Source organism: Sinomonas sp. RB5 (genome assembly GCF_054063535.1).
Window position 1 is genome coordinate 183,702 of the sequence record NZ_JBSSGJ010000003.1, and the last position, 19,374, is coordinate 203,075.

Annotated in this window: 18 protein-coding genes; 11 read left to right on the plus strand and 7 right to left on the minus strand. The window is 72.0% G+C overall.

Features of this window, described 5'->3' with window-relative positions; genetic code table 11:
* Positions 1-33 precede the first annotated feature (33 nt).
* A complete protein-coding gene (locus tag ACVWWH_RS05750) occupies positions 34-999 on the minus strand; it encodes a LysR family transcriptional regulator (RefSeq protein ID WP_084249232.1) in 966 nt (321 codons plus the stop codon).
* A gap of 180 nt (positions 1,000-1,179) precedes the next feature.
* On the opposite strand from ACVWWH_RS05750, the gene ACVWWH_RS05755 reads away from it, so the two are divergent.
* Together ACVWWH_RS05755 and ACVWWH_RS05760 are read left to right on the plus strand one after the other, a co-directional pair.
* The gene (locus ACVWWH_RS05755) at positions 1,180-2,556 is read left to right on the plus strand and encodes an MFS transporter (protein ID WP_457315947.1); all 1,377 of its coding nucleotides are present in this window, start codon (positions 1,180-1,182) and stop codon (positions 2,554-2,556) included.
* Positions 2,553-3,296 (plus strand): 3-hydroxybutyrate dehydrogenase, encoded by a 744-nt coding sequence (locus ACVWWH_RS05760; RefSeq protein WP_066494649.1) that lies wholly within the window; start codon positions 2,553-2,555, stop codon positions 3,294-3,296. Before ACVWWH_RS05755 ends, ACVWWH_RS05760 begins: the two co-directional genes overlap by 4 nt.
* 114 nt (positions 3,297-3,410) lie before the next feature.
* Here the strand turns inward: ACVWWH_RS05760 and ACVWWH_RS05765 are convergent, their stop codons facing one another.
* Positions 3,411-4,847 (minus strand): amino acid permease, encoded by a 1,437-nt coding sequence (locus ACVWWH_RS05765; RefSeq protein ID WP_457315948.1) that lies wholly within the window; start codon positions 4,845-4,847, stop codon positions 3,411-3,413.
* A gap of 251 nt (positions 4,848-5,098) precedes the next feature.
* Here ACVWWH_RS05765 and ACVWWH_RS05770 point away from each other — a divergent pair, with 251 nt between their 5' ends.
* The gene (locus ACVWWH_RS05770) at positions 5,099-5,890 is read left to right on the plus strand and encodes an IclR family transcriptional regulator (protein WP_066494654.1); all 792 of its coding nucleotides are present in this window, start codon (positions 5,099-5,101) and stop codon (positions 5,888-5,890) included.
* A 45-nt stretch (positions 5,891-5,935) separates the two neighbouring features.
* Here ACVWWH_RS05770 and ACVWWH_RS05775 read toward each other — a convergent pair whose 3' ends face one another.
* On the minus strand, positions 5,936-6,946 hold the full coding sequence (locus tag ACVWWH_RS05775) for an NADP-dependent oxidoreductase (RefSeq protein WP_457315949.1): 1,011 nt from the start codon (positions 6,944-6,946) through the stop codon (positions 5,936-5,938).
* Between the two features lie 95 nt (positions 6,947-7,041).
* On the opposite strand from ACVWWH_RS05775, the gene ACVWWH_RS05780 reads away from it, so the two are divergent.
* Both ACVWWH_RS05780 and ACVWWH_RS05785 read left to right on the plus strand, forming a co-directional pair.
* Positions 7,042-7,629 carry a TetR/AcrR family transcriptional regulator gene (locus ACVWWH_RS05780; RefSeq protein WP_066494658.1) on the plus strand — a complete coding sequence of 196 codons (588 nt, stop codon included), beginning with the start codon at positions 7,042-7,044 and terminating at the stop codon, positions 7,627-7,629.
* 111 nt (positions 7,630-7,740) lie between these two features.
* Entirely contained in the window at positions 7,741-9,093 is a 1,353-nt protein-coding gene (locus ACVWWH_RS05785) for an LCP family protein (RefSeq protein ID WP_457315950.1), read from the plus strand.
* Positions 9,094-9,124: 31 nt separating this feature from the next.
* On the opposite strand, the gene ACVWWH_RS05790 is transcribed toward ACVWWH_RS05785, so the two are convergent.
* A complete protein-coding gene (locus ACVWWH_RS05790; protein WP_457315951.1) occupies positions 9,125-9,538 on the minus strand; it encodes a hypothetical protein in 414 nt (137 codons plus the stop codon).
* 59 nt (positions 9,539-9,597) lie between these two features.
* Here ACVWWH_RS05790 and ACVWWH_RS05795 point away from each other — a divergent pair, with 59 nt between their 5' ends.
* The 4 genes from ACVWWH_RS05795 to ACVWWH_RS05810 all read left to right on the plus strand — a co-directional run bounded on the left by ACVWWH_RS05795 (position 9,598) and on the right by ACVWWH_RS05810 (position 13,978).
* Positions 9,598-10,011, plus strand: coding sequence for a GNAT family acetyltransferase (locus tag ACVWWH_RS05795; protein ID WP_066494667.1), 414 nt, complete (start codon positions 9,598-9,600; stop codon positions 10,009-10,011).
* A 145-nt stretch (positions 10,012-10,156) separates the two neighbouring features.
* Entirely contained in the window at positions 10,157-11,920 is a 1,764-nt protein-coding gene (locus ACVWWH_RS05800) for a urocanate hydratase (RefSeq protein ID WP_457315952.1), read from the plus strand.
* A gap of 14 nt (positions 11,921-11,934) precedes the next feature.
* Positions 11,935-13,536 carry a histidine ammonia-lyase gene (hutH, locus tag ACVWWH_RS05805; RefSeq protein ID WP_457315953.1) on the plus strand — a complete coding sequence of 534 codons (1,602 nt, stop codon included), beginning with the start codon at positions 11,935-11,937 and terminating at the stop codon, positions 13,534-13,536.
* A 256-nt stretch (positions 13,537-13,792) separates the two neighbouring features.
* Positions 13,793-13,978: a hypothetical protein gene (locus ACVWWH_RS05810; RefSeq protein WP_307723593.1), complete on the plus strand. Its 186-nt coding sequence runs from the start codon at positions 13,793-13,795 to the stop codon at positions 13,976-13,978.
* A gap of 96 nt (positions 13,979-14,074) precedes the next feature.
* On the opposite strand, the gene ACVWWH_RS05815 is transcribed toward ACVWWH_RS05810, so the two are convergent.
* A complete protein-coding gene (locus ACVWWH_RS05815; RefSeq protein ID WP_170221558.1) occupies positions 14,075-14,581 on the minus strand; it encodes a MarR family transcriptional regulator in 507 nt (168 codons plus the stop codon).
* Between the two features lie 81 nt (positions 14,582-14,662).
* Here ACVWWH_RS05815 and ACVWWH_RS05820 point away from each other — a divergent pair, with 81 nt between their 5' ends.
* Both ACVWWH_RS05820 and ACVWWH_RS05825 read left to right on the plus strand, forming a co-directional pair.
* Positions 14,663-16,429: a chloride channel protein gene (locus ACVWWH_RS05820; protein ID WP_457315954.1), complete on the plus strand. Its 1,767-nt coding sequence runs from the start codon at positions 14,663-14,665 to the stop codon at positions 16,427-16,429.
* 33 nt (positions 16,430-16,462) lie between these two features.
* Positions 16,463-17,155 (plus strand): DUF4396 domain-containing protein, encoded by a 693-nt coding sequence (locus tag ACVWWH_RS05825; protein WP_457315955.1) that lies wholly within the window; start codon positions 16,463-16,465, stop codon positions 17,153-17,155.
* Positions 17,156-17,171: 16 nt separating this feature from the next.
* On the opposite strand, the gene ACVWWH_RS05830 is transcribed toward ACVWWH_RS05825, so the two are convergent.
* Entirely contained in the window at positions 17,172-18,854 is a 1,683-nt protein-coding gene (locus ACVWWH_RS05830) for an MFS transporter (protein WP_457315956.1), read from the minus strand.
* Positions 18,851-19,348 carry a MarR family winged helix-turn-helix transcriptional regulator gene (locus ACVWWH_RS05835; protein ID WP_066494682.1) on the minus strand — a complete coding sequence of 166 codons (498 nt, stop codon included), beginning with the start codon at positions 19,346-19,348 and terminating at the stop codon, positions 18,851-18,853. The genes ACVWWH_RS05830 and ACVWWH_RS05835 overlap by 4 nt, the downstream gene beginning before the upstream one ends.
* Positions 19,349-19,374 lie beyond the last annotated feature (26 nt).

Here is a 19,374-nt window from a genome sequence, read left to right on the forward strand (position 1 = left end):
CGGTGTGCGGCCGGAGGCCGCTCCGCACCCGCCTCAGACGGGGCTGGGCTCCGGGTCTGCACCCTCGCCAGAAGGGACGGGCCGCCCCTCGGACGCGTGCTTCAGGCCGAGGAGCATGGGACGCGAGCGCTCCATCTGGTCGCGCAGCGCCTCGGCCACCGCGGCCACGGCCGGCTGCCGGTACGAGTCGGGCCGCAGCACCATCCAGTAGGGGAGCTGCTCGCGGAAGTAGTCGGGGAGCAGCCGCACCAGGTCCTCGTGCCGGTCCGCCATGAAGCACGGCAGGAAGCCGATCCCTGCCCCGGCCCGGGTCGCCTCGACGTGCACGAACACGTTGGTCGACGTCAGGCCGTCCCGCATCTCGGGTGCGAGGCGGCGCGGCGTGTCGAGGTCGTCGATCTGGAGCATCGAGTCGACGAAGTACACGAGGCCGTGGCGGGCCAGCTCCTCGGGCGTCCGCGGAGCTCCGTGCCGGGCGAGGTACTCGCGGGAGGCGTACATCCCCAGCGTGTACTCGCCGAGCCGGACCGCGTGGGCGCGGTGGACCTGCGGCTCGCCCTCCACGACGACCTCGAGGTCCACTCCGGAACGCTGCTGGAGGGCACGCCGGGTCACAGTCACGAGCTCGACGGTGAGCCCTGGGTGCTCGGCCCGCAGCCGGGCCACCGCGGGAGAGGCGATGTAGGCGCTGAAGCCGTCCGTCGCCGTCATGCGCACCACCCCGGTGATGGGGTCCTCCCTGCCGGGACCCAGGCGCCCTACAGCGTCGGCGACCTGGGCCGCCACGCCCACGGCCCGCTCGCCGAGCGGGGTGAGCTCCCAGCCGCCTGCGGCGCGGGCCAGCACGCGGCCGCCGAGGGACTTCTCGAGGGCCGCGATCTTGCGCGCCACCGTGGTGTGGTTCAGACCTAGGCTCTCGCCCGCCGTCGTGAACTTCCCGGAGCGGGACACCTCCAGGAGCACGAGGAGGAGATCGGGGGAGGGCTGCGCCGACGTCATGGGGACACCCTACGGGTCCATCTGCAAATCTGCACAGGATCAGTGCTGAATTGATCATTGAAGGCGCAGTCCTGCGCAGGGAATACTCGTCGGGACATGTGATGGGCGTCATACCGTGAAGACGCCCGCGAGGCCCCGAATGTGAGCCGTGTCAGTGACGACACCCAGGAGGCACCCCCTATGAGCGTTGATCAGCGCTCCGCCGGCAGCACCGAGCAACCACTGCTGAAGAAGATCGTCTCCGCCTCGATGGCGGGCACGGTGGTCGAGTGGTACGACTTCTTCCTCTACGCGACCGCGTCCACGATCGTGTTCAACAAGATCCTCCTGCCCAAGATGGGCAACGAGTACGACGCGATCATCGCCGCGTTCCTCACCTACGCGGTGGGGTTCATCGCACGCCCGCTCGGCGGCATCGTGTTCGGCCAGATCGGCGACAGGATCGGCCGCAAGCAGACCCTGCAGATCACCATCATGCTCATCGGCGCTGCCACGGTGCTCATGGGCTGCCTGCCGACCTACGCACAGATCGGCATCTGGGCTCCGATCCTCCTCGTCCTCCTCCGCTTCATCCAGGGCCTCGCGCTCGGCGGCGAATGGGGCGGTGCCGTCCTGCTGGTGGCCGAGCATGCGCCGGATGCGAAGCGCGCGTTCTGGTCGTCGTGGCCGCAGGCGGCGGTGCCGCTGGGCAACGTCCTCGCGACCGTGGTCCTGTGGGTCATGACCTCGGCACTCTCCTCCGACGCGTTCCTCGTCTGGGGCTGGCGCGTGGCCTTCTGGCTCTCCGCCATCGTGGTGATCGTGGGCTACGTGATCCGCACCAAGATCGACGAGGCGCCGATCTTCCAGGCCGCCAAGGCCGAGCTCGAGACCGAGAAGGCCGCCGGCTACGGCGTCTTCGAGGTGCTCAAGCACTACCCGCGCGGCGTCCTCGTGGGCATGGGCCTGCGGTTCGCGGAGAACATCCTGTACTACCTCGTGGTCACGTTCTCGATCGTCTACCTCGGCACCGGCCTGAAGATGAACACCGCCTCGATCCTCGGCGTCATCGCGATTGCGCACATCTGCCACTTCTCGATCATCCCGGTGATCGGCCGCTTCGCCGACCGCATCGGCCGCAAGCCGGTCTACCTCGCCGGCGCGATCCTCGGCGGCACCTGGGGCTTCTGGGCCTTCCCGGCGTTCGGCACCAAGAACGTGTTCGTCATCCTGTTGACCATCATCGTGGGCCTGGTCTTCCATGGCCTCATGTACTCCGGCCAGCCGGCCATCATGGCCGAGATGTTCCCGACCCGCATGCGCTACTCCGGCGTCTCGATCGCCTACCAGGTCACCTCGATCGTGGCCGGCTCGCTCGCCCCGGTCTTCGCCACCGAGTGGCTCAAGGCGACCGGCTCGTGGTGGCCCACGGCGGTCTACCTCGCCGCCGCTGGCGTCATCACCCTCATCGCCGTGCTCGCCATGCGGGAGACCAAGGGCGCCTCGCTCCACGCGCTCGACGCCGCGGACGCCGCCCGCGTCCGGGGCACGGTGTCCGAGGCAGGAGCCCGCGCATGAGCCTCAACGGCCGCAGGGCACTCGTCACCGGCGGCGCGGCAGGCATCGGCGCCGCGGTGGCCCGAGGGCTCGCGGACCGGGGCGCGCACGTGGTGGTCGCCGACCTCGACGGAAGCGCCGCCGAGAAGCTCGCCGCGGACCTCGGCGGCACGGCGTGGGCCGTGGACCTGCTCGACACCGCCGCGCTCGAGGACCTGCGGCTCGACTGCGACATCCTCGTGAACAACGCGGGGATCCAGAAGGTCGCCCCCATCCACGAGTACGACCCGGAGGCGTTCCGGCGGATCCAGCGGCTCATGGTCGAGGCGCCGTTCCTCCTGGTCCGGGCCGCCCTGCCGCACATGTACGAGCGCGGCTGGGGCCGGGTCATCAACCTCAGCTCGGTCCACGGCCTCCGCGCCTCGGCCTTCAAGAGCGCGTACGTCACCGCGAAGCACGCCCTCGAGGGCCTCTCGAAGGTCACCGCGCTCGAGGGCGCGGAGCACGGCGTGACGTCCAACTGCATCAACCCGGGCTACGTCCGCACGGCACTCGTGGAGAAGCAGATCAAGGACCAGGCGCTGACGCACGGCATCCCCGAGTCCGAGGTCCTCGAGAAGGTCATGCTGACCGAGATGGCCATCAAGCGGCTCGTCGAGCCGTCCGAGGTGGCCTCACTGGCGTGCTGGCTGGCCTCGGAGGACGCCGGGATGGTCACCGGCGCGTCCTACACGATGGACGGCGGCTGGTCGGCCCGCTAGGTCCGGCCCGCCGTCCGCCAACCCGAGCACAACGACACAACTCAGCGCCGTTTCCGCCCCGAAAGGGGCAGGAACGGCGCTGAGTTGTGTCGAAATGCCCGCGGGCGCCGAGGGCTAAGCCCGCACCCGCTCGTCCTGGGAGACCACGGGCAGCGGGGCAGTCTCGTCGAGGAGCCCCGGGCGGCGCCGCCCGTCGCCGCGGACCCACAGGGCATACGCCCCGGCGAGCAGGCCGATCCAGGCGCCGCCCACCACGAGGGCCACGCGCGTGTCCTCGAACCAGCCCAGGAGCACGGTCTCGAACGCCATGAACGCGATCGCGAGCACCGAGGCCACGGGCCACAGCGGCGAAGGGAACTCGCTGGGCGCGAGCGCGTACCGCCGGATCTCGCGCTTCATGGCCACATGGCTGGCGAGGATCATGGCCCAGACGAACACGGTGGCGAACGTCGCAATGGAGGCGATGACCGTGAACACGTCCTCCGGGATCAGCGCGTTGAGCACCACCCCGACGGCGAGCACGCCGGTCATGACCACCACGGTCATCCACGGCACTCCGCGCGACGACACCCTCCCGAACGAGGCCGGCGCGTGGCCCTGCTGCGCGAGGCCGAACAGGACGCGCCCCGCGCCGAAGATGTCCGAGTTGATCGCGGAGAGCGCGGCGGTGATGACGATCGCGTTGAGCACATTGGCCGCACCGGGGATCCCGAGCCCGCTGAAGATCTGCACGAAGGGGCTGCCCTGGGCGCCCACCTGGTTCCACGGGAACAGGCTCATGAGCACCGCGAGCGTGAGCACGTAGAAGAGCAGGATCCGCACGGGCACCGTGTTCACGGCCTGCGGAATGGCCTTCTTGGGGTCCGCGGCCTCGCCCGCCGTGACCCCGACCGTCTCGACGCCCCCGAAGGCGAACACGACCACCGAGAAGCACGCGAGCAGCCCGCCGAAGCCGTTGGGGAAGAGCCCGCCGTTCGCGACGAGCTGGTGCACGCCGGCCTGGCCGCCGGAGGGGGAGGAGAAGCCGAAGGCGATGAGGGCGGCGCCGCCGGCGATCATGGCGATGATGGCGGCCACCTTCACGAGCGAGAACCAGAACTCGAGCTCGCCGAAGACCTTGACGCTGAGCAGGTTGATGGCCGTGAGCACGAGGATCACGGCGGCGATCCACACCCACCGGTCCACCTGGGGGAACCAGAAGCCCATGTAGATGCCGAACGCGGTGATGTCCGCGAGTGCCACGATCGCCATCTCGAAGACATAGGTCCAGCCCGTCGCGAAGCCCCAGAACGGGCCGAGGTACCGGCCGGCGTACTGGCTGAACGAGCCGGCCACGGGGTGCCGCACGGCCATCTCGCCGAGCGAGCGCATCACCATGAACACGGCGGCACCGGCGATCATGTAGGCGATCAGGACGGCCGGCCCCGCCGCCTGGATGGCCTCGGCGGAGCCGTAGAACAGCCCGGTGCCGATGGCCGACCCCAGGGCCATGAACCGGATGTGCCGGACGTTGAGGCCGCGGCTGAGCGCGGCGGGATGAGTGGTCTGCATGGAGTCCTCACGTCGTTGGGAAGGGGCCTTCGGGCCAGGCTCCTCCCACTGTGCCGGGCCCGGCGGGGGCTGTGAGTGGCGTCACGACCAGAGTGTGTCTCGCATGCCAGATGCGCCCAAGAGGACTAGTGTCCGGTATTCCGGACGGTGAGCGCACGACGGCGGGTGCGCGGCCGCCGTCGTCCGCTCCACACTGGAGGTGGTCCGGGATTGCAGACAGCAGGCAGCCCGGCGGAGCGGAAGGAGTCGCCATGCCCCCCACCCAGGCACGGGAGAAGTCGAAGGTGCCCGCGGCGGAGAGCACGCTGCGGATCCTGCGCCTGCTCGCCTCGCGGCGCGGACCGCAGCCGGCCTCGGCGATCGCGGCGCAGCTCGGCCTGCCGCGTTCCACCGTCTACCACCTGCTCGCGGTCATGGAGGAGAACGGGTTCGTCCTCCATCTTCCGGAAGAGCAGCGGTACGGGCTCGGCATCGGCGCGTTCGAGCTCTCGAGTGCCTACTCCCGGCAGGAGCCGCTCTCGCGCCTGGGCCGGCCGCTGCTCGCGGCGCTCGTGGATGCGATCGGGGAGAGCACGCACCTTGCGGTGCTGCACGGCCGGGACGTGCTCTACATCGTCGAGGAGCGGGCCAAGAACCGGCCCTCGCTCGTGACCGACGTGGGGGTGCGCCTGCCGAGCCACCTCACCGCGAGCGGGCGTGCGATCCTCGCGGCGCTGCCCAAGTCCCAGGTCCGCGCGCTGTACCCGAACGCGGCGGCCTTCACGTCCCGGACCGAGGAGGGCGAGCAGATCCGCTCGTACTCGGCCCTCCAGTCGGAGCTGGACCAGGTCCGCCAGCGCGGCTACGCGACCGAGGGCGGTGAGGTCACGCCTGGCTTGGCCTCGGTCGCGGCCGTGGTCCGGGACCACGCGGGCTGGCCCACGGCGGCCGTCGCGATCACGTTCGAGGCCGAGCGCGTGCCCGAGCGGCGGCGCGAGGAGCTCGCCGCCCGGGCCCAGAAGGCGGCCGGCGACCTCGCCGCGAGGATCTACGGCCGCGGCTGAACCCGGGCAGGCCGCGGCCCGGGCTGGCCCGTCGGCGGCCGCGCCTCAGATCCGGACGAGCATCTTGCCGGTGTTCGCCCCGCGCATCATGTCCAGGAACGCATCCACCGTGTGCTCGATCCCGTCCACGATCGTCTCGTCGTAGGCGATGCTGCCCGCGGCGAACCACCCGGTCATCCGCTCGGTGAACTCGGGGGCGAGGTGCAGGTAGTGGCCGAGGGTGAAGCCGCGCAGCGTGAGCCCGCGGGTGATGAGGTTGGGCATGTTGTCCGGGCCGGCCGGGCGCTCGGTGGCGTTGTAGGCCGAGATCGCCCCGCACAGGGCCGCGCGGCCGCCGTCGTTGAAGGCCTCGAGCGCGGCCTCGAGGTGCTCGCCGCCCACGTTGTCGAAGAACACGTCGATGCCCTCGGGGGCGGCTGCCGCGAGCTGGCCGCGGACGTCCCCGTCCTTGTAGTTGAAGGCTGCGTCGTAGCCGTACTTCTCCGTCAGCAGGGCGACCTTCTCCGCCGAGCCCGCGGAGCCGATCACGCGCTTGGCGCCGAGGAGCTTCGCGATCTGGCCCGCAGCAGTTCCCACGGCGCCGGCCGCGCCCGAGACGAACACCGTGTCCCCGGCCTTGAGGCCCGCGATCTCCGTGAGGCCCACGTAGGCCGTCATGCCGGTCATGCCCAGGATATGCAGGCGGGCCGAGAGCGGCACCCCCGGGATGTCGGGGAGCACCCGGAACGTCCCCGCGTCCGCCTGGATGACGTCCGTCCAGCCGTGCTGGTGGAGCACGACGGCGCCGACCGGCACCTCGTCGGCGGCGGACTCGACGACGCGGCCCACGGCGCCGCCGGTGATGGTCTCACCCAGCGCGTAGGGCGCTACGTAGCTGCGGGAGTCGTTCATCCGGCCCCGCATGTACGGATCGACCGAGACGAACTCGTTGCGCACGCGCACCTGGCCCGGCTCGAGGTCGCCGTAGGGCACGGTCACGGTGCGGAAGTCCTCGTGGGTCGGCCATCCCGAGGGGCGGCGGACAAGCTGGATCTGGGTGCTGGAGGTCTGCGACATGCTGGGTCCCTTTCGCCGGAACTGGGTCCACTCGTATTCTGTAACGACCGGTCCACTATATACTGGACTGGTCATTACAGAAAGTGGGGTGGCCCGTGGGCAGGACCCAGTCCTTCGACCGGGAGACGGCGGTGCGCGGCGCCCGGGCCGTATTCTGGCAGTCAGGCTACGAGGATGCCTCGGTCCCGGACCTCGAGCGGGCCACCGGGCTGAGCCGCTCGAGCATCTACAACGCCTTCGGGTCCAAGCGCGGGCTCTTCGACGCGGCCGTGCAGAACTATCTCGACGAGGTGGTCCGCCCGCGGCTGGGCCCGCTCCAGGAGGCCGAGGTCGAGCCGGGCGCCATCACCGACTACCTCGACGGGCTGCGGGAGGCGCTCCGCGGTGCCGGGTCCGCGCCGGCCGCCAACGGCTGCCTGCTCATCAACGCCGCCGGGGCCCCGATCGCCCATGACGCCGAGGTGGCCCGCGTGATCGCCGCCTACCGGGACGAGCTGCGCGCCGCCGTCGGCCACGGGATCGCTGCGCGCCTGCCGGAGGCCGCGGCGGCCGACCGGGAGCGGCTCGCCGACGCCGTGACGGGGCTCGTCGTCGCCGCGTTCGCCCTTGTGCGCATCGCGCCGGAGGAGGCTTCGCGCAGCCTGCTCACCGCGCGGGGGCTCATCGACGGGTTCCAGCAGTAGGCCCGCAGGTGCGCTGATGCGCGCCGAAGGGCGGCGGGAGTATGGTGTGCATCACATGGATGCCCGCCGGCCGCAGGCGCAGCCGGGCGCGTCCTGCCGAGGGGGCTGCGCATGGCGGAGCAGGGAAGCGGGGCGGGCGCAGGGCCCGCGCGCCGGCGAAGATGGCTGCGCGCGGTGCTCATCGTCGCGACTGTCCTGGCCCTCGCAGGAGCGGGGGCTGTCGTCTACGTCGTGCAGCTGGCCGGGCGGTTCAACGCGAACGTGCACCGCTCCGACGCGCTCTCCGAGGCCTTCGCCGAGACGGCGAGCCCCTCGGCCACCGCCTCGGCGCCCTCGGTCCCGAAGCTGTCCAAGGACACCAACATCCTCATCATGGGCCTCGACTCCCGGTTGGACGAGAACGGCCGGCCGCTTCCCCAGGACATCCAGGACGCGCTGCACGCGGGGGACGACAGCGGCGGCTTCTACAACGCCAACGTGCTCATGCTCGTGCACATCCCGGCCGACGGCTCCCGGTCGACGGCGATCTCGGTTCCCCGCGACGACTACGTCCAGACGGCCGGGTTCCCCGGCGCGGGATTCAAGACCAAGGTCAAGGAGGCCTACAGCTACGGCTTCGCGGCGAAGCAGGCCGCGCTCCTCGGAGCAGGCAGGCCGAACGACGACGCGACGTACCAGGCCGCCCGGGACGCCGGCCGCGCCGCCGAGCTCGCCACCGTGTCGGCCTTCCTCGGCGGGGTCCGCATCGACCACTTCGTCGAGATCACCATGGTGGCGTTCTACCAGGTTGCCCGCGCGATCGCCCCGATCACCGTGTGCGTCAACCGGGCCACCCAGGACACCTTCTCCGGGGCCGACTTCCGCGCCGGGACCCAGCAGATCGACGCCCAGCAGGCGATGGCCTTCGTCCGCCAGCGCCGCGACACCTCGGACCCCACCTACGACTTCACCGACCTCGACCGCACGCGCCGCCAGCAGGCCTTCATCGTCTCGGTGCTCCACCAGCTCAAGCAGGCGGGCACCTTCACGAACCTGCCGAAGATGGAGGCCGTGCTCGACGCGGTGAGCAAGAACATGGCGGTGGACCGGAGCCTGGACCTCCTCACGCTCGCCCAGCAGGCCACCTCCCTCACCGGCGGCAACATCTCCTTCAGCACGCTGCCCATCCTCGGCTTCGGCACCTCGCCGGACGGCGCCTCGGTCAACCTCGTGGACGTGGCGCAGATCCAGGCGAGCGTCCGCGCCCTCCTCGCCCCGACCCCGCCGCCCGCGCCGAAGGCCACGCGGACCGCTCCGGCGCCCACGGCCGCGCAGAGCTCGCCGGCGGCGGGAGCCGCCTCGCCGTCGTCCGCCGCGGCCCCCGCACCGACCGCCACGCCGACGCCCACGACGGCCCCCACCACGACGACCTACGCGGACTGGCAGGGCCAGCTCCAGGGCGGCAGCGTGCCCTGCGTCAAGTAGCGCCTGCGGGGCCCAGCGGCGCCGCCGCGGCCTACAGGTGGTTGAAGAAGAACAGGCCCCAGGTGTTGAGCGTCGCCGCGAGGGCCGCCGCCGAGAGCGTGAGCCCGACCACCGTCAGGCCGAGGGACCAGCGCGCCGCGAGCGAGGCGATGCCCGAGCCGAGCCCCGCCACGGCCGAGCCGGCGCACAGCCAGACCGCCACGAGGGAGTCCCACTGGAGGAGCAGCCAGGTGCCGACCTCGGGTGCACCGCGGGGGCCGTACCAGCCGAGCTCGGACGTCAGGACCATGGACACGGAGAGGGCACCGGCGAGGGAGAGCACGCCGCACACGGTCGAGGCGATGCCGAGCACATGCCGCCCGCGCGGATTGCCCCGCTGCGCCGCCCTGCCCCAGCAGCCGCTGAGCAGCAGCCCGCGCCACGCGCTCGGATCCCTGTAGTCCACCGTGCCCCCCTTACGGAGGTAGTCAACACGGTCCAGGCCCCGCGCGGTAGCGTGGCGGGATGATCCTGCGCACCTACGCCGAGCCGGACCGCGAGGCCGTGATCGCCCTCTGGCACGCCGCGGGCCTCACCCGGCCCTGGAACGATCCCGGGCGGGACATCGACCGAGCCACGTCCACCTGGCCCGAGCTCTTCGTCGTGGCCGCGGCGGAGGAGGTCGTCGGGACGGCGATGGCGGGGTACGACGGCCACCGGGGCTGGGTCTACTACCTCGCGGTGGAGCCCGGGCGGCAGGGCGAGGGGATCGGCCGCGCGCTCTTGGCCGAGGCCGAGTCGCGGCTCACGGCGCTGGGCTGTCCCAAGGTCATGCTCATGGTCCGGCGCGGCAATGAGGGCGCGCACGGCTTCTACGGCGGTCTCGGGTACAGCGAGGACGAGGTCGCGACGTTCGGCAAGCGGCTCATCCCGGACTGAGGGGCCGGAGGGGGGCTGGGCCTGTCTGGAATGCCGGACGGCACCCCGGCGGAGCCCCTGTTCGCGCCCGCCGCGGCGCGGTGTGATGGATGCAGAGGATCGAACGGTCCAGCAGACACCCATCCATCCCGACGCAGGAGTCACGATGACGGAGACCACCAGCCCCGCCCCCAAGGCCGACTTCACCACCGGCGCCCGCCCGGTCCGTGCTCCCCGCGGCACCGAGATCACGGCCAAGTCGTGGCAGACCGAGGCGCCCATGCGCATGCTCATGAACAACCTCGATCCCGAGGTGGCCGAGCGCCCCGACGAGCTCGTCGTCTACGGCGGCACAGGGCGCGCCGCCCGCTCGTGGAAGGCCTTCGACGCGATCGTCGAGACCCTCAAGGCCATGGACGACGACGAGACCCTGCTCGTGCAGTCCGGCAAGCCGGTGGGCGTCTTCCGCACCAACGTCTGGGCCCCCCGCGTGCTCATCGCGAACTCGAACCTCGTGGGCGACTGGGCCACCTGGCCCGAGTTCCGCCGCCTCGAGGCCGAGGGCCTGACGATGTACGGCCAGATGACCGCCGGCTCATGGATCTACATCGGCACGCAGGGCATCCTCCAGGGCACGTATGAGACGTTCGCCGCCGTGGGCCGCAAGCTCATTGCCGAGGGGCGTCACCCCGCGCCCCCCGCTCAGGACTCCGCCGAGGGCCCCCTCGCCGGCACCCTCACGCTCACCGGCGGCTGCGGCGGCATGGGCGGCGCCCAGCCCCTCGCCGTCACCCTGAACGACGGCGCGTGCCTCATCATCGACGTCGACGAGTCCCGCCTCCGCCGCCGGGTCGGCAAGCGCTACCTCGACGAGGTCGAGACGGACCTCGACGCCGCGATCGCCAAGGTGTGCAAGGCCAAGGAGGAGCGCCGCGGCTGGTCCGTGGGCTACGTGGGCAACGCCGCCGAGGTGTTCCCCGAGATCCTCCGGCGCCACAGGGCCGGCGAGCTCACCGTGGACGTCGTGACCGACCAGACCTCCGCCCACGATCCCCTCAGCTACCTGCCCACCGAGTACACCGTGGAGCAGTGGAAGCCCGAGGCCGAGGCCGATCCGGAGGGCTTCACCAAGAAGGCCGAGAACGCGATGGCCCGCCACGTCCAGGCCATGGTCGAGTTCCAGGACGAGGGCGCCGAGGTCTTCGACTACGGCAACTCGATCCGCGATGAGGCCCGCAAGGGCGGCTACGGGCGCGCGTTCGCCTTCCCCGGCTTCGTCCCGGCCTACATCCGCCCGCTGTTCTGCGAGGGCCTCGGCCCGTTCCGCTGGGTGGCCCTCTCCGGCGACCCCGAGGACATCAAGGTCACCGATCAGGCCATCAAGGAGCTCTTCCCCGAGAACAAGCACCTGCATACGTGGCTCGACGCCGCCGAGGAGCGCGTGGAGTTCGAGGGCCTCCCGGCCCGCATCTGCTGGCTCGGCTACGGCGAGCGCCACCAGGCCGGGCTGCTCTTCAACCGCCTCGTCGCCGAGGGCAAGGTGAAGGCTCCGATCGTGATCGGCCGCGACCACCTGGACTCCGGCTCGGTGGCCTCCCCGTACCGCGAGACCGAGGCCATGAAGGACGGCTCGGACGCGATCGCCGACTGGCCGCTGCTCAACGCGCTCACCGCGGCGTCCTCGGGCGCCACGTGGGTCTCGATCCACCACGGCGGCGGCGTGGGGATCGGCCGCTCGATCCACGCGGGCCAGGTCTCCGTCGCCGACGGCACCGAGCTCGCCGCCGCCAAGCTCACCGCCCTCCTGACCAATGACCCGGGCATGGGCGTGATCCGCCACGTCGACGCCGGATACGAGCGCGCCGCCGAGGTCGCCGCCGAGCGCGGCGTCAAGATCCCCATGACCCCGGCCCCCGGCACGGCCAAGTAAAGGACTCCACGGACATGACCCTCACCGCCCCCGAAACCCACCTTCCCACCCAGGTGACCCTCTCCACCGCCGGCCTCACGGCCGAGGACGTCGTCGCCGTCGCCCGCCACAATGCCACGGTGGCCGTCGCGCCCGAGGCGCTCGTCGCCGTCGCCCGCGTCCGCGCCCACGTCGAGGAGCTCGCCGCGTCCGAGATCCCCGCGTACGGGATCTCGACCGGGTTCGGCGCCCTCGCGAACCTGCACATCCCGCAGGAGAAGCGCACCCAGCTGCAGAAGTCGCTCATCCGCTCGCACGCCGCAGGCATGGGCCCGGCCGTCGAGCGCGAGGTGGCGCGCGCCCTCATGTTCCTGCGCGCCAAGACCCTCGCCTCGGGCCGCACCGGCGTGCGCCCGGTGGTCCTCGAGACCTTCGTGGCGCTGCTCAACGCGGGCATCACCCCCGTGATCCGCGAGTTCGGCTCGCTGGGCTGCTCGGGCGACCTCGCCCCGCTGTCCCACGTGGCCCTCGTGCTCATGGGCGAGGGGGAGGCGTTCGGGCCCGACGGCGAGCGGTGCGGCGGGGCGGGCGAGCGCAGCGTCGCGGAGCTGCTCGCCGAGCACGGCATCCGGCCCATCGTGCTGGCCGAGAAGGAGGGCCTGGCCCTCGTCAACGGCACCGAGGGCATGCTCGGCATGCTGCTCATGGCGCTCGCCGACCTGCGCCAGCTGGTCACGACGGCGGACGTCACCGCGGCCCTGTCCGTCGACGGACTCATGGGCACCGACCAGGTGTTCCTGCCCGAGCTGCACGCCCCGCTGCGCCCGCACCCGGGCCAGGCCGACTCGGCCGCCAACATGCTCGCCGTGCTGCGGGACTCCGCGATCGTCGCCTCCCACCGCGAGGGCGACTCCCGCGTCCAGGACGCGTACTCGCTCCGGTGCGCGCCGCAGGTGGCCGGCGCCGTGCGGGACACGATCGCCCACGCGCAGACCGTGGCCGAGCGCGAGCTCGCCGCCGCGATCGACAACCCGGTGGTGCTGCCGGACGGCCGCGTGTCCAGCAACGGCAACTTCCACGGAGCCCCGGTCGCGTACGTGCTGGACTTCCTCGCGATCGCCGTCGCGGACCTTGCGTCGATGGCAGAGCGGCGCACCGACCGGATGCTCGACCCTGCGCGCTCCCACGGGCTCCCGGCGTTCCTCGCCCATGACCCGGGCGTCGACTCCGGCCTCATGATCGCCCAGTACACCCAGGCCGGGCTCGTCTCGGACTGCAAGCGCCTTGCCGTCCCGGCCTCCGTGGACTCGATCCCGAGCTCGGCCATGCAGGAGGACCACGTGTCGATGGGGTGGCACGCCGCGCGCAAGCTCCGCAAGGCCGTGGAGAACCTGCGAAGGGTCCTGGCGATCGAGCTCGTCACCGCCGCCCGCGCGATCGACCTCCGCACCGAGGCCTCCGGCGGCGCGCTCGTCCCGGGCCCCGGCGGCGCCGCTGCGCTCGAGGTCCTCCGCCGCACGGTGCCCGGCCCGGGGGCGGACCGCTTCATGTCCCCCGAGCTCGAGGAGGCGGACCGGGTGCTCGCCGGGGGCGAGCTGCTCGCCGCGGTGAGCGCCGCCGTCGGCGGTCTCCGCTGACGGCGGCGACGCCGGCCTGACGCGCTCTGGAAGGTTGCACAACGATTCGCGCGAATCGTGGTCAGACCCTACATGGCGACGCGCCGGGCAACCCGATAGAAAGAGGTATCCGCGATGACGCGGACCACACTGGGGCCATGGATGCGTGGCCTGCATCACAGCACATCAACGGGCGCAGGTTTCTGCACAAGGGAGTGAAGAGGCAATGAAGGCACGTGGAGCAGTACTTTCCCGGCGCGGCGCATACCAGGCACCGGTGGAGAACTGGGCCGAACTCGCCGTGGGGGAGGTCGTGGAAGTGGTCCGGCACGCGCAGGTCGTGGCCCGCGGAACGGTCGAGGAGGTGTCCCTCAGCGGGAACGTCCTGTGGATCCTTCCGCAGGGTCCGCAGGACCGCCAGCTGTGCCTCAAGTCGGATGGAGTGATCGTCCGCCGCGGCTGAGCCACCGCTCGCCGCTGCGGCCTGCCTCGCAGAGGCTCGCAACGAGAGGGGCCCGCACCTACCGGTGCGGGCCCCTCTGCGTGCGCTGGGCGCCCTTCAGAGCCCCATCGTGAGCATCGTCTCGGGCGAGGGCTCGCCGGCCGCGGCCGAGAAGGTGTCCAGTGCTGCGACGATCGCGGCGCGCTCCGACGGCCCGAGCCGGCCGAGGATCTCCGCCATCGACTCCCGGCGGCGCTGCGTGGCCTCGTGGACGATCCGGGCGCCCTTCTCTGCCAGCTGCACGAGGATCTCGCGGCGGCTGCCAGGGCTGGGGCTCCGCGCGACGAGCCCCGCATCCTCCATCCGGTCCAGGAAGCGGCTGAACGTGGACGGCACGGCGTTCAAGCGGGCCGCGACGGCGCCGATGGGCAGCGGGCCCGAGCTCGCGAGCACCACGAGCACCCGGAACTGGGGGAGGGTGACGGTCTCGAGCGCCTCGGTGACCGAGGTGGCGATGACGCCCAGAAGGGCCCTGGAGGCCCTGATGACCGCCTCGACGTCGGCGTCCGCGCCGTCTGGAGTTCCTCCGCCGGCCTGCCGGCTGGCCGCATGCCTCTCGTCCATCACGGCTCCCATGCTAACCTCTTCTGCAAGAAATATGCACAAATACAACTATTGTCGTTCTGCATAGGAGGAAGGGTGTCCATGCCGTCTGCATCGGTCCGCGGAGCCCGCTGGAGGTCGGCCGCGCGGGCGGTGGGGGACCGGATCGGGGTCGGCTCGCTGTACCTCGTGGGCCTCGCCGTGGTGGTCGGGCTCGGCGCCGGGCTCGCGGCGGTGGGCTTCCGCTGGCTGATCGTCGGCGCCACGCAGCTCTTCTCCGGCACGGCCGACTACGCGGCCACGACCGGGCACCCCGCGAACCACTGGGTCCCGTGGCTCGGCCCGGCGTTCATCGTCCTCGCCCCCGCGGTCGGCGGGCTCATCTACGGCCCGCTCGTGCACCGGTTCGCCCGCGAGGCCCGCGGCCACGGTGTCCCCGAGGTCATGTACGCAGTGGCCCGCAAGGGTGGGCGCATCAAGGGACGCGTCGCCGTGGTCAAGGCACTGGCCTCCGCACTCACCATCGGCTCGGGAGGCTCTGTGGGGCGCGAGGGGCCGATCGTCCAGATCGGATCCGCCCTCGGCTCGCGCCTGGGGACCCTCGCGGGCTCCTCGGAGTCCCAGCTGCGCACCCTCGTCGCGTGCGGGGCCGCCGGCGGCATCGCCGCGACGTTCAACGCGCCCCTCGCCGGCGTGTTCTTCGCCCTCGAGCTGATCCTGCGCGACTTCGCAGCCCGGTCCTTCGCCGCCGTCATGCTCTCCTCGATTGCGGCCTCGGTGGTCGGGCGCTCCCTGCTCGGCAACTACCCCTTCCTGCCCCTGCCCGCCTTCACCGTCTCGGACCCGGGCCAAATGCTCGTCTTCGCCCTCCTGGGGCTCGTGGCGGGCGGGGTCGGCGTCCTCTTCTCCAAGGTCCTCTACGCGATCGAGGACGCCTGCGACTGGCTCTGGCGCGGACCGGAGTGGCTGCGCCCCGCCGTCGGCGGTCTCCTGCTCGGCTGCCTGCTCCTCGCGCTCCCGCAGATGTACGGTGTGGGCTACCCCGTGCTGCAGAACAGCATCCTCGGGCACTACGCCCTGCCGTTCCTGCTGCTGCTGACCGTGGCGAAGATGGCCGCCACGAGCCTCACCATCGGGATCGGCGGCTCGGGCGGCGTCTTCGCGCCCTCGCTCTTCATCGGGGCCACGACGGGGGCCGCGTTCGGCCAGATCGCGGCCGCGGCCATGCCGTCCCTCGCCGGGCAGACCGGCGCGTTCGCCCTCGTCGGCATGGGCGCGGTCTTCGCCGGCTCCACCCGGGCCGCCATCACGGCCGGCCTCATCATCTTCGAGCTCACCGGGGAGTACACGCTCATCCTGCCGCTCCTGCTCGCCGTCCTCGTCGCCACCGCGGTGTCTGCCCTCGCCAGCCGCGACACGATCTACACGCGCAAGCTCCTCCGGCGGGGCATCGACCTCTCGGCGCCGCAGCAGAGGGGTGCGCTCCATGGGCTCACGGTCGCCCAGGCGATGACGGCGCCGCCGCGGCCGCTCGTTGCGACCCTGCCGGCCCGCGAGGCTGCCGCGCTGCTCGCGGAGTCGGCCGCGCGGGCCGCTCCCGTGGTCGACGGCGCGCAGCGGCTCACCGGCGTCATCACCCCGGCGGTGCTTGCCGAGGGCCTCGAGGACGACGACGTCGCTGGGCGCACCGCGGGCGACCTCGCCCAGTCCTCGGGCGCGCTGCGGGAGTCCGAGGGACTCTCGGCCGGCATCGACCTCGTGCTCGCCGCCGCGGACACCGATGGCCTTCCGGTGGTCGACGACGAGGGGGTCCTCACGGGCTGGCTCGACACCAAGCACGTGCTGCGCTGGCTCATGGCCTCGTCCTGAGCAGCATCGTCGTCCCACGGGTCAAGGAGCATCATGGTACCGATCTGGCTGACTGCCCTCGCCTGGGCGTGCCTCGCCGCGGCCGCGGCCAGCGCCGCCGTCATCCTCGTCGACATCTACGGGCGCGGACACCGCCTCCGGATGCGCGTGATGGAGGCGGTCTGGCCCGTCACGGCCCTCTACCTCGGGCCCGTCGCGGTGTGGGGGTACTGGCGCTACGGGCGCACTACGAGTTCGCGGTGGCTCAAGGACCGCGGACTCGACGAGCCCCCGGAGAAGCCCTTCTGGGCCCAGGTCGCGGTCGGCGTCAGCCACTGCGGCGCGGGCTGCACGCTGGGTGACATCATCGCCGAGACCGGGATCTTCCTCCTGGGCCTCCAGATCGCGGGCACCGCGCTGTGGGCCGAATACGCCGGCGACTACCTCCTGGCCGTCCTCCTCGGGCTCGCGTTCCAGTACTTCGCGATCGCCCCGATGCGCGGGCTCGGCTTGAAGAAGGGGATCGTGGCTGCCGCCATGGCCGACGTGCTCTCCCTGACCGCCTTCGAAGTGGGGCTCTTCGGATGGATGGCGCTCATGGCGTTCGCCTTCTTCCCCCACCCGCACCTCCACCCCGACTCGCCCGTGTACTGGTTCCTCATGCAGGTCGGGATGGTCATCGGCTTCGCCACGGCGTGGCCGGCGAACGTCTGGCTCATCCGCAAGGGGGTCAAGGAGGCGATGTAGCCGCGGCGCCGGCGCCCTACGCCGTGGAGGCCTCCGGCTCGAGGTCGATCACCACGAGCTCCGGGGCGGCCGCGCCGTCGGCGGCGGCCGCCAGGCTCGCACCGAGGTGCCTGCTCACCGGGCCGTGGGGGACCTTGCGCACCACGAGCGCCCGGGCGCCGACCTGCGCCGCGTGCCGGGCAAGGGCCTCCGCCGAGGCCGCGTGGTCGCCCACGCTGTGCAGGACGAGGCCCCGCACGGCCAGGCCGGTGCCGGCCAGTCGGTCGACGTGCGCGGAGACGGCGGCCCGCGCCTCCTCCTCCGTCTCGGGGCTCACCGCGAGCTCTTCGATGATCTCGGTCTCGCGGACGTGGACCACCTCGAGCGGTGCCCCCTCGAGGGAGGCGAGCTCGGCGGCGCGGTCCGCGATCTCGGCGGCGGCCGGGGTGGCCCGGACGGCGACGACGATCGGCCGTCTCCCTGCGGGGGCCGCCCCGAGCGGCTCGAGCGCCGGCAGCACCGCCTCGGGCTCGTCCGTCCCCCGCTCCGCCCTCGTGACGAGCCGTGCGCCCGAGGCGAGGACGGGAACCGCGAGCAGGAAGGCGATCGCGCCGACCCAGAACGCCACGCTCTGGTTGGTGGCCTCGGCGATCTTTCCCGCCACGAACGGCGCGAGGCCGCCGCCGATGAACCGGATGAACCCGTAGGACGAGGACGCCACGGACCGCTCCACCGGGGCCACGAGCATGACCGCCTGGGTGGTGAGCGTGTTGTTGATGCCGATGAACGCCCCGCTGACGATCACGGCCACGATCACGACGGCGGGCCGGCTCACCCCGAGCGCGATGACCGCCATCACGATCGCAAGGCCCACCAGGTTCGCGTACAGCACGGCCACCGTCCCGAACCTGCGCTGGAGCCTCGGGGCGAGGAACACGGCGAAGACCGCCACGACGGCGCCCCAGCCGAAGAAGACGAGGCCGAGCTCGTGCGGGCCGAGCTTCATGGGGTACGGCGCATAGCCGAGCATCGTGAAGAAGCCCCAGTTGTAGAGCAGGGCCATGAGGCCCATGGTCAGCAGGCCGCGGTGCCTCAGCGCCGTCAGCGGGGCGCTGAGCTTCGTCTTCTGGGCCGGCTTGGGCTGCCGGGGCACGAACAGGAGGGTCGCGACGAGGGCGATGGCCATGAGCACCGCGACGCCGTAGAAAGGCCCGCGCCAGGAGATGCTGCCGAGCTCGCCCCCGAGCAGGGGACCTACCGCAATGCCGATCCCCAGGGCCGTCTCGTAGAGGATGATGGCGCCGGAGAACCCGCCCTTCGCGGAGGCGACGATCACGGCCAGGCTGGTGGCGATGAAGAGCGCGTTGCCGAGGCCCCATCCGGCCCGGAAGCCGATGATCCCGCCGATCGTGCCGGAGCTCCCGGCGAGGGCGGCGAAGGCGACGATGAGGGCCAGCCCCACCACGAGGGTCCACTTCGACCCGATCCGGCTCGAGACCCAGCCGACGCCGAGCATCGCCACGGCCGTCACCACGAGGTAGCTCGTGAACAGGAGCGAGACGTCGCTCGGCGAGGCGTGCAGCCCGGCGGCGAGGGCGGGGAGGATGGGGTCGACGAGCCCGATGCCCATGAAGGAGATCACGCACGCGAACGCCACCGCCCACACGGCGCCGGGCTGCTTGAAGGGACTGGCCGGGGCGCTTCCGTGGTGCGCGCTCATGGGTGCTCCTCTTCCTGGCTCGGATTCTCGCGCTGCTTCGGGGATCGGAACGGGGGAGGGCCGGAGTCCACGAGGCGCTCGAGCGCCGGGAGCGCCGCGGCGATGGCCGCGCGGTCGGCCGGGTCGAGGCCGCCCAGCAGCTCGTCGAGGAACCCGACGTGGCGGGCACGCCGCCGCTCGAGGACGTCCCGGCCGTGCGCGGTGACGACCACGAGGACGCCGCGCCGGTCGCCCTCGGGGGCGGTCCGCGCCACGAGGCCGTCGGCGCTCATCCGGGCCACGAGCTGGGTCATGGCCGGCTGGGAGACGCCCTCGGCCTGGGCCAGCTCGGTGATCCTCAGGGGGCCCTCCGCCCCCAGCCGCCCGAGCGCACTCGCGGCGGAGGCGCTGATCCCGCCCACCGACGAGATGGTGCGCAGGCGCCGCACGAGCTGCTCGAGCAGGAGCGAGAACCGCCCCACGAGCTGCTGATCGGAGAGGCGCACGGTCGGCATGCGGAGATTATTGCATAAGGTACTTA

Coding starts and splice junctions, on each gene's coding strand:
- ACVWWH_RS05750 (WP_084249232.1), bottom strand. CDS start 999: ATGACGTCGGCGCAGCCCTCCCCCGATCTCCTCCTCGTGCTCCTGGAG.
- ACVWWH_RS05755 (WP_457315947.1), top strand. CDS start 1,180: ATGAGCGTTGATCAGCGCTCCGCCGGCAGCACCGAGCAACCACTGCTG.
- ACVWWH_RS05760 (WP_066494649.1), top strand. CDS start 2,553: ATGAGCCTCAACGGCCGCAGGGCACTCGTCACCGGCGGCGCGGCAGGC.
- ACVWWH_RS05765 (WP_457315948.1), bottom strand. CDS start 4,847: ATGCAGACCACTCATCCCGCCGCGCTCAGCCGCGGCCTCAACGTCCGG.
- ACVWWH_RS05770 (WP_066494654.1), top strand. CDS start 5,099: ATGCCCCCCACCCAGGCACGGGAGAAGTCGAAGGTGCCCGCGGCGGAG.
- ACVWWH_RS05775 (WP_457315949.1), bottom strand. CDS start 6,946: ATGTCGCAGACCTCCAGCACCCAGATCCAGCTTGTCCGCCGCCCCTCG.
- ACVWWH_RS05785 (WP_457315950.1), top strand. CDS start 7,741: ATGGCGGAGCAGGGAAGCGGGGCGGGCGCAGGGCCCGCGCGCCGGCGA.
- ACVWWH_RS05795 (WP_066494667.1), top strand. CDS start 9,598: ATGATCCTGCGCACCTACGCCGAGCCGGACCGCGAGGCCGTGATCGCC.
- ACVWWH_RS05800 (WP_457315952.1), top strand. CDS start 10,157: ATGACGGAGACCACCAGCCCCGCCCCCAAGGCCGACTTCACCACCGGC.
- hutH (WP_457315953.1), top strand. CDS start 11,935: ATGACCCTCACCGCCCCCGAAACCCACCTTCCCACCCAGGTGACCCTC.
- ACVWWH_RS05815 (WP_170221558.1), bottom strand. CDS start 14,581: ATGGACGAGAGGCATGCGGCCAGCCGGCAGGCCGGCGGAGGAACTCCA.
- ACVWWH_RS05820 (WP_457315954.1), top strand. CDS start 14,663: ATGCCGTCTGCATCGGTCCGCGGAGCCCGCTGGAGGTCGGCCGCGCGG.
- ACVWWH_RS05825 (WP_457315955.1), top strand. CDS start 16,463: ATGGTACCGATCTGGCTGACTGCCCTCGCCTGGGCGTGCCTCGCCGCG.
- ACVWWH_RS05830 (WP_457315956.1), bottom strand. CDS start 18,854: ATGAGCGCGCACCACGGAAGCGCCCCGGCCAGTCCCTTCAAGCAGCCC.
- ACVWWH_RS05835 (WP_066494682.1), bottom strand. CDS start 19,348: ATGCCGACCGTGCGCCTCTCCGATCAGCAGCTCGTGGGGCGGTTCTCG.